This window comes from Halopseudomonas sp., assembly GCF_041579695.1.
Classification (GTDB): domain Bacteria; phylum Pseudomonadota; class Gammaproteobacteria; order Pseudomonadales; family Pseudomonadaceae; genus Halopseudomonas.
Genome location: NZ_JBFGFI010000110.1, coordinates 1 through 7377 on the forward strand (window position 1 = coordinate 1; position 7377 = coordinate 7377).

Annotated in this window: 8 protein-coding genes, 1 other RNA gene and 1 pseudogene; 4 read left to right on the top strand and 6 right to left on the bottom strand. The window is 59.2% G+C overall.

All coding sequences use genetic code 11. The annotated features are described in order from the left end of the window. Both ABYA88_RS14560 and grpE read right to left on the bottom strand, forming a co-directional pair. A partial coding sequence (locus ABYA88_RS14560; RefSeq protein WP_373188119.1) for an Hsp70 family protein occupies positions 1-606 on the bottom strand: 606 nt, incomplete at its 3' end. An 89-nt stretch (positions 607-695) separates the two neighbouring features. Continuing rightward, complete coding sequence (gene grpE, locus ABYA88_RS14565; protein ID WP_373188125.1) at positions 696-1325, bottom strand: nucleotide exchange factor GrpE; 630 nt, start codon at positions 1323-1325, stop codon at positions 696-698. Between the two features lie 128 nt (positions 1326-1453). Here grpE and recN point away from each other — a divergent pair, with 128 nt between their 5' ends. Continuing rightward, entirely contained in the window at positions 1454-3127 is a 1674-nt protein-coding gene (recN, locus tag ABYA88_RS14570) for a DNA repair protein RecN (protein ID WP_373188120.1), read from the top strand. Positions 3128-3204: 77 nt separating this feature from the next. Here the strand turns inward: recN and fur are convergent, their stop codons facing one another. Next, positions 3205-3609, bottom strand: a complete 405-nt coding sequence (fur, locus tag ABYA88_RS14575) for a ferric iron uptake transcriptional regulator (protein ID WP_373188121.1) — start codon at positions 3607-3609, stop codon at positions 3205-3207. Positions 3610-3701: 92 nt separating this feature from the next. On the opposite strand from fur, the pseudogene ABYA88_RS14580 reads away from it, so the two are divergent. Further along, positions 3702-4100, top strand: a pseudogene (locus ABYA88_RS14580) (outer membrane protein assembly factor BamE); the annotation flags it as partial. 57 nt (positions 4101-4157) lie between these two features. Here ABYA88_RS14580 and ABYA88_RS14585 read toward each other — a convergent pair. Genes ABYA88_RS14585 through ABYA88_RS14595 form a run of 3 tightly spaced genes read right to left on the bottom strand, consistent with a single transcriptional unit; the run spans position 4158 to position 6317 of the window. Continuing rightward, complete coding sequence (locus tag ABYA88_RS14585; RefSeq protein ID WP_373188126.1) at positions 4158-4451, bottom strand: RnfH family protein; 294 nt, start codon at positions 4449-4451, stop codon at positions 4158-4160. A gap of 4 nt (positions 4452-4455) precedes the next feature. Beyond that, a complete protein-coding gene (locus tag ABYA88_RS14590) occupies positions 4456-4893 on the bottom strand; it encodes a type II toxin-antitoxin system RatA family toxin (protein ID WP_373188122.1) in 438 nt (145 codons plus the stop codon). Positions 4894-4913: 20 nt separating this feature from the next. Then, positions 4914-6317, bottom strand: coding sequence for a sodium-dependent transporter (locus ABYA88_RS14595; protein ID WP_373188123.1), 1404 nt, complete (start codon positions 6315-6317; stop codon positions 4914-4916). Positions 6318-6425: 108 nt separating this feature from the next. Between ABYA88_RS14595 and smpB the strand changes: the two genes are divergently transcribed. Together smpB and ssrA are read left to right on the top strand one after the other, a co-directional pair. Then, positions 6426-6908, top strand: a complete 483-nt coding sequence (gene smpB, locus ABYA88_RS14600; protein WP_373188124.1) for an SsrA-binding protein SmpB — start codon at positions 6426-6428, stop codon at positions 6906-6908. Between the two features lie 79 nt (positions 6909-6987). Beyond that, positions 6988-7376: a transfer-messenger RNA gene (ssrA, locus tag ABYA88_RS14605) on the top strand. Position 7377 lies beyond the last annotated feature (1 nt).

The window sequence follows — 7377 nt, forward strand, 5'->3', positions numbered from 1 at the left end:
TATGTCGAAGGTACCGCCACCCAGGTCGTATACGACGATGGTGGAATCGCCACGGGACTTGTCCATGCCGTAGGCCAGTGCCGCAGCAGTTGGTTCGTTGATGATCCGCTTGACGTCCAGACCGGCGATACGGCCGGCGTCTTTGGTGGCCTGACGCTGACTGTCGTTGAAGTAGGCCGGAACGGTAATGACCGCCTCGGTGACTTTCTCGCCCAGATAATCTTCAGCGGTCTTCTTCATTTTCTTCAGTACTTCGGCAGAAATCTGCGGAGGCGCGATCTTCTCATCCTTCACTTCGACCCAGGCGTCACCGTTGTCGGCCTTGATGATCTTGTAGGGAACGAGCTTGATATCCTTCTGCACGACTTCTTCGTCGAAGCGACGGCCGATCAGACGCTTGACCGCGTTCAGGGTGTTCTGCGGATTGGTGACCGACTGGCGCTTGGCCGACTGGCCGACCAGGGTCTCACCGTCATTGGTGTAAGCAACAATGGAGGGAGTGGTACGTGCGCCCTCTGCGTTTTCAATTACCTTGGCTACACCGTTTTCCATCACTGCAACGCAGGAGTTGGTGGTCCCGAGGTCGATACCGATAATCTTGCCCATATATAAGTCTCCGATTCAGCTTGCCGCGGCGTGCCGCCGGCATTGGTTGGTCTGTCTATGCACCCTTGATGGGGTCACTGGAATTAATTTCAAGCCTGCTCGTCAATCGTGGGTGAGTCGGGCTTGTCCGTGGGAGTCTTGCTCACCACGACCATCGCCGGACGCAGCAATCGGCCGCTCAGGGTGTAACCCTTCTGGAACACACGGATGACGGTGTTGGGCTCGACATTGTCGCGCTCCTCCATTGCCATGGCCTGATGCAGCTCTGGATTAAAGGGCTCACCATGGGGGTCGACCGCAACGATCTGGAAACGTGCCAGGGTTTCGCTGAACATTTTCAATGTCAGCTCCATACCGTCACGCATCGGCTTGATAGCCGGATCATTCGGGTCTGCCAGCTCAACGCCCCGCTCCAGGCTCTCAAGCACCGGCAGCAGATCATTGGCAAAACGCTCCAGCGCAAACTTGTGCGCCTTCTCGACTTCCTGCTCGGCGCGGCGGCGGGCGTTCTGCACATCCGCGGCGGCTCGCAGCGCCTGATCCTTCGCGGCGGCCAGCTCATCCTCGAGAACGCTGACCCGCGCAGCCAGATCCTCGGGCGCCTCCGCAGAGAGCGCCTCTTCAGCCTCTTCGGGGCCTGTCGGATCCTGTCTGTGTTCATCTGCCATCTGTGTCTCCTGTTCTGACTGCGGGGCGCTCGAGCGCCCGTTGACTGGTATCAGCACCTTATATGGGGTCTTTCCGGCGGGCTTCAAGGGGCGGCAGACATCAACCCTGTGCGGCACTTGTCGGCGCAGCACAAACTACTGTATAAATAACCAGACCAAATCCGGGGGGGAGTGCAACCATGCTGGTACATCTGGCGGTTAACAATTACGCCATCGTCGATCACCTTGAGCTGGAGATTGGCGGTGGCATGACAGCGATCACCGGAGAGACCGGTGCCGGCAAGTCGATCATGCTCGATGCCCTTGCACTGACCCTGGGCGACCGGGCCGACAGCGGCGCCGTGCGTCCGGGTACCGACAAGGCCGACATTCTCGCTACCTTCGATATCAGCCAGATCCCCGAGGCTACCGCCTGGCTGGCCGAACGCGACCTGGCCAGCGAGGACAATCAAGTCATTCTGCGCCGGGTGATTACCGCCGAAGGTCGCTCGCGCGGCTATATCAACGGCAGCCCCTGCCCCCAGCAGGACCTGAAAGCGCTCGGCGGCATGCTGATCGATATTCACAGCCAGCACGAACACCAGTCACTGCTCAAGCCCGACACCCACCGTCGCCTGCTCGACGACTATGCCGGCAGCCGGGACCTGGCGCGCCAGGTACAACTGGCAGCGCAGCGTTGCAAACAGACCGAGCAGGCCCTGCTGCAGGCAGGCCAGAAGGGTGACGAACAGAGTTCACGCCTGCAGTTGCTGACCTATCAGCTTGAAGAGCTGGACAACCTCAGCCTGCAGGAAGGCGAGATCGAGGAGCTGGAAAACGATCAGCGCCAGCTGGCCAACGCCGAGCAGATCATGCAGTCGTGCCAGCAGGTCATCAACCTGTGCAGCGAGAATGACAGCGGCAGTGTGCTGCAGGCCCTTACCGCCAGCCAGCAGCGACTGGCCGCCTTCAAGAATAATCATCACAGCCTGGACGAAGCCAACGGCATGCTCGCCAGCGCGCAGATCCAGATCGAGGAAGCAGTAGGCGAGCTGACCCGCTATCTGGATCACTTCGAGGCAGATCCCGAGCGCCAGCAGCAGGTTGAAGAGCGACTGGGCGTAATTCATGATCTAGCGCGCAAGCACCGGGTCAATCCAGATGAGCTGCCAGCACTGCAGCAAAAACTGATCGACGAACTGGAGAGCATGCAGCAGCAGGACCTGGACGCCGAGCGCCTGGTCGAGGAGCTTGAGGCGTTCCGCGAACACTACCGACAGCTGGCCGTGGAGCTCAGTGCTGCGCGGGCTACCGCTGCTGTACGCCTGGGCGAAGAGGTCACCACGCAGATCCAGCAATTGGGCATGCCCGGCGGGCAGGTGAAGGTCCAGCTGCAGCCCCATGGCGCCGAGGCGATCATGCCCCATGGTCAGGAGTCAGTTGAGCTTCTGGTCAGCGCCAACCCCGGCCAGCCGGCCAAGCCCCTGGCCAAGGTCGCATCCGGCGGTGAACTGTCGCGCATCAGCCTGGGCATCCAGGTCACCACCGTACAGACCTCGCGCGTTCCCACGCTGGTATTCGACGAGGTGGACGTCGGCATCGGCGGGCCTACCGCAGAGATCGTCGGCAGCATGCTGCGCAAGCTCGGCAGTAACGGCCAGGTCCTGACGGTAACCCACCTTCCCCAGGTAGCCGCCCATGGCCATCAGCACCTGTTCGTGCGCAAGGAACAGACAAACGAATCAACCAGCACCCGCATCGACCACCTCAGCGAGGATGCGCGGGTGCAGGAGATAGCGCGGATGCTCGGCGGCATCGACATGACAGAGGAATCCCTGGCCCATGCCCGCAAGCTGATGTCGGTCGCGCAGTAAAGCGTTTGCCCCGCCCACAAAAAAGCCAGGCTCCAGGCCTGGCTTTCTTTAGTCAGCCCAACGGCTGTCTGGCAGCGCTACTTGGCCTTCTTCACGTACAGCACCAGATTGTGATCAACCAGCTCGAAGCCGTGTTCCTTCACGATCTCTTTCTGACGGCGCTCAATCTCGGCATCAAAAAACTCGACCACTTCGCCGGTATCCACACAGACCATGTGATCGTGATGCTCGGTATCAGCAAGCTCGAATACGGCGTGACCGCCATCGAAGTTGTGGCGCTCAACCAGACCGGCTGTCTCGAACTGGGTAAGCACCCGGTAGACGGTCGCGAGACCGACGTCCTCCCCGGCCTCCATCAGCGCCTTGTACACGTCTTCGGCGCTCAGATGGCGTTCAGGTGAGTTGTCCAACATCTGCAGGATCTTGACGCGCGGCAGGGTTACTTTCAGGCCGGCTTTACGGAGTTCTTGATTTTCAACCATGTCAGTTTCTCGTTCAGCTCTTGCAGGGCGGGATCAGTCGGGTATGATTCACGGCTATCTAGCCGCTTCAAGATAATGGATATTACCACGTCATGCCAAACAGCTTATACCGAATCCTCTGTATCCTCTTATGTCTCTCGGTACTGGGCCTTGCGGGCTGCAGCTTCCCCGGGGTTTACAAGATCGATGTGCAGCAAGGCAATGTAGTGACCCAAGAAATGGTCAACCAGCTACGCCCCGGCATGACCACCCGCCAGGTGCGCTTCATCATGGGCACTCCGCTGATCCAGGACACCTTCCATCCCGAGCGCTGGGACTACCTGTACAGCATGAAAGCAGGCCACCAGGAGCGGGAACAGGAACGCGTGATCCTGACCTTTGAAAACGATGTACTGGTTGGCCTGGGCGGGGACTTTGTTCCTGGCGCCAGCCGCGAACAGGAAATCATGAGCGGGGCTGCAACGGAATCTGATGACGTCCAGAGCTACCCGGTAGACCTGGGCGCCCCGCTGGGCACCGGCGAGTAAAACCCCACGCAGGAAGCCGACTCAGGCTTCCTTTGCTGCCTTGTTCTTGGCCGCCCGCTGCTTGCGCACTTCCTTGGGGTCGGCAATCAGCGGACGATAGATCTCTACCCTCTCACCCGGCTTCAACATCCGCTCATCCGGCTTGGGCACCGCCTTGCCAAATATGCCCACCGCGCAACTGAGCACATCCACTTCAGGAAAGTGCTCATCGATACCTGACGCTACCACCGCCTGCCGCACCGTCGTTTCCTCGCCAACCGTCAGACTGAGGATCTTCTGCTTGTGCGGTAGCGCATAGGCCACTTCTACCACCATTGTCTTATCGACCACCGTACAGCTCCTTGGCACGCTGACAGAATGCTTCAACCATATTGTTGGCCGCCTGATTGAACAGCGGACCAAGCGTGGCCTTGACCACCGGCCCGGCATAATGGAAGTTCAGGTCCAGCGTGATCTTGCAGGCATGCTCGCCCAGCGCCTTGAACTCCCACACACCATTGAGATCGCTGAACGGACCGTCTTCCAGGCGTAACTCGATGCGCTCGCCCGGCACCATACTGTTGCGCGTGGTAAAGGCGGAGCTCATACCCGCCTTGGCCACCGTCAGCCGCGCACGCATTTCATCCTGAGTTTCGTGCAGCACCTCCGCCCTGGAACACCAGGGCAGAAACTCGGGATAATGTTCGACCCGGTTGACCAGCTCGTAGAGTCGATACGCAGGATAGGGCAGCAGGGCCGAACGATGAATATGCGTCATGGGCGGTAGACAGGGCCTCGTTATTTGAACAGTTCAGTGACGAACACGACCAGCACTCCGAGCGGAGCCACATAGCGTAGCAGGCAATATACCACCGGAAACAGCCGCGGGTGGCGCAGGGCCAGTTCGGCGCGAAATACATCGCGCCCCAGCACCCAGCCGGCGAAGATCGCGAACAGCAATCCGCCCAGGGGCAACATGATCCGGCTGGTCAGGTAATCGACGCTCTCGAAGAAGGTCTTGCCACCCTCGGTGGTCCACTTGAACAGGTGCCAACCGGCCTCATCGGTAACAAAGAAGCGGGCATCCGCCAGCACATTGAACGACAGCACGGTGCCCAGCCCCACCAGCCAGCACAGAAACGCCACAAGACAGGTAATACGGATACGGCTCCAGCCCGTGCGCTCCACCCAGTACGCGACTGCGGGCTCCAGCATTGAAATAGCAGAGCTCCAGGCCGCCACGGCTACCAGCACAAAGAACAGCAGACCAAACACCTGACCGAGCATGATGTTGCCGAACGCGATCGGCAGGGTCACGAACATCAGACCCGGCCCCTCCGAAGGCTCCAGCCCGGCTGCAAAAACGATCGGAAACAAGGCAAGGCCGGCCGTCAGCGCAACCGCCGTATCAAGCAGCGCCACGGTCATGATGGTCCCACCAATAGACGACTTCTTCGGCATATAGGCGCCGAACACCATGATCGAACCGACACCCACACTCAAGGTAAAGAACGCATGCCCCATAGCCGCAAGGATGCCGTCCGGCACGCTGGCCAGATCAAAATGAAAGAGAAACTCCACACCCTGCATGAAGTGCCCGGTCGTCAGGCTGTAGCCCAACAGGACGATCAGCAACACGAACAACAGCGGCATCATGATTCGCAGGCTGCGCTCCAGGCCGGCCACAACGCCGCGGGCAATGATGAAGGCCGTGACCAGCATGAACAGGGTGTGCCACAGACTCAAACGCAGCGGATCGGCCGTTAGCGCGCCAAAACGGGCGCCAGCGCCCTCCCCGTCAATACCAACAAACTCGCCACGCCCCATACCGATGATGTAATCAAGCGACCAGCCAGCTACCACGCTGTAGAACGATAGAATCAACAGCGCCGCGATCATGCCCATGACCGCCGCCCAGGACCAGCGCGCCGACGCCCCAGACTGCAGCGCCAGATTGCGCAGCGTGTTCACCGGACTGCGGCGCCCGCGCCGGCCCAGAACGGTTTCCGCCAACATGATCGGCAACCCGACCAGAGCAATACATAACAGATAGACCAGCACGAAGGCGCCGCCGCCGTAGACGCCGGCCATATAAGGGAACTTCCATATATTCCCCAGGCCTACCGCAGAACCCGTAGCCGCCAGAATGAAAACCCAGCGACTGGCCCAGATACCGTGAATGGAAACGCTGTCCTGCGACATGGCGAGACACCTGTTGGGTAAAAAAGGAACGGCATTGTCCAGATTTTGATCAACACGGACAAGGCCCGTATAGCCGAAGCTGCAGCCAACCCCTATAATGCGCCCCATATGAGCAATCAAAAGAAACCCAAGGCCAACAGCGGCACGATCGCGCTGAACAAGAAGGCCAAACACGATTATTTTGTCGAAGCCCGCTTCGAAGCCGGTGTAGTACTGACCGGCTGGGAAGTGAAAAGTCTGCGCGCCAGCAAGGTGCAGCTGGTCGACAGCTACATTCTCCTCAAGAACAATGAGGCTTTTCTGCTGGGGGCGCACATCACGCCGCTGCAGACAGCCAGCGCCCACGTGGTTGCCGACCCTACCCGCACCCGTAAGCTCCTGCTGAACGCCCGCGAGCTGGACAAACTGATTACTGGTGTTCAGCAGAAAGGCTTCAGCTGCGTGCCGCTGGCTCTCTACTGGAAGGGCCACCTGGTCAAATGCGAAATAGCCCTGGTGCGCGGCAAAAAGGAATTCGACAAGCGCCAGGTCGAGAAGGAACGCGACTGGACCCGGGAAAAGGCGCGGGTGGTACGCGACAACAGTCGCTGATCAGCCCCGCCCGACCTATCAGCATGGGAACTTTTGCGGTACAATCCGGTCTGATGTTGTAAGAGACCTAAACAGTTTTGGGGCCGATTTGGATTCGACGACGGTTACAAAGCTTGATGGGCATGCCGAGTTGGTAACAGAACTCGTAAATCCACTGTTGCAAACCTATATAATTGCCAATGACGACAATTATGGTGCTCAACTAGCAGCGTAAGCTGCCTAGATAGCACTTCTGGTAGCTTCGGCTCCAGCGATCATTAGAGGATGCCTGTAAACTCGAAGTGATTGTCAGATAGAACAGGATCGCCGCTTAGTACGTCGTGGACGATGCGGCTAAACATTACACGAATCGCTCCAAACACCCTGCCACTCGGGCGGTGCGGAGTTAACTTAATTGAGATGGCTAAGCATGTAGATCTGATAGTGGCGGACTGGCGGACGGGGGTTCAAATCCCCCCGGCTCCACCAA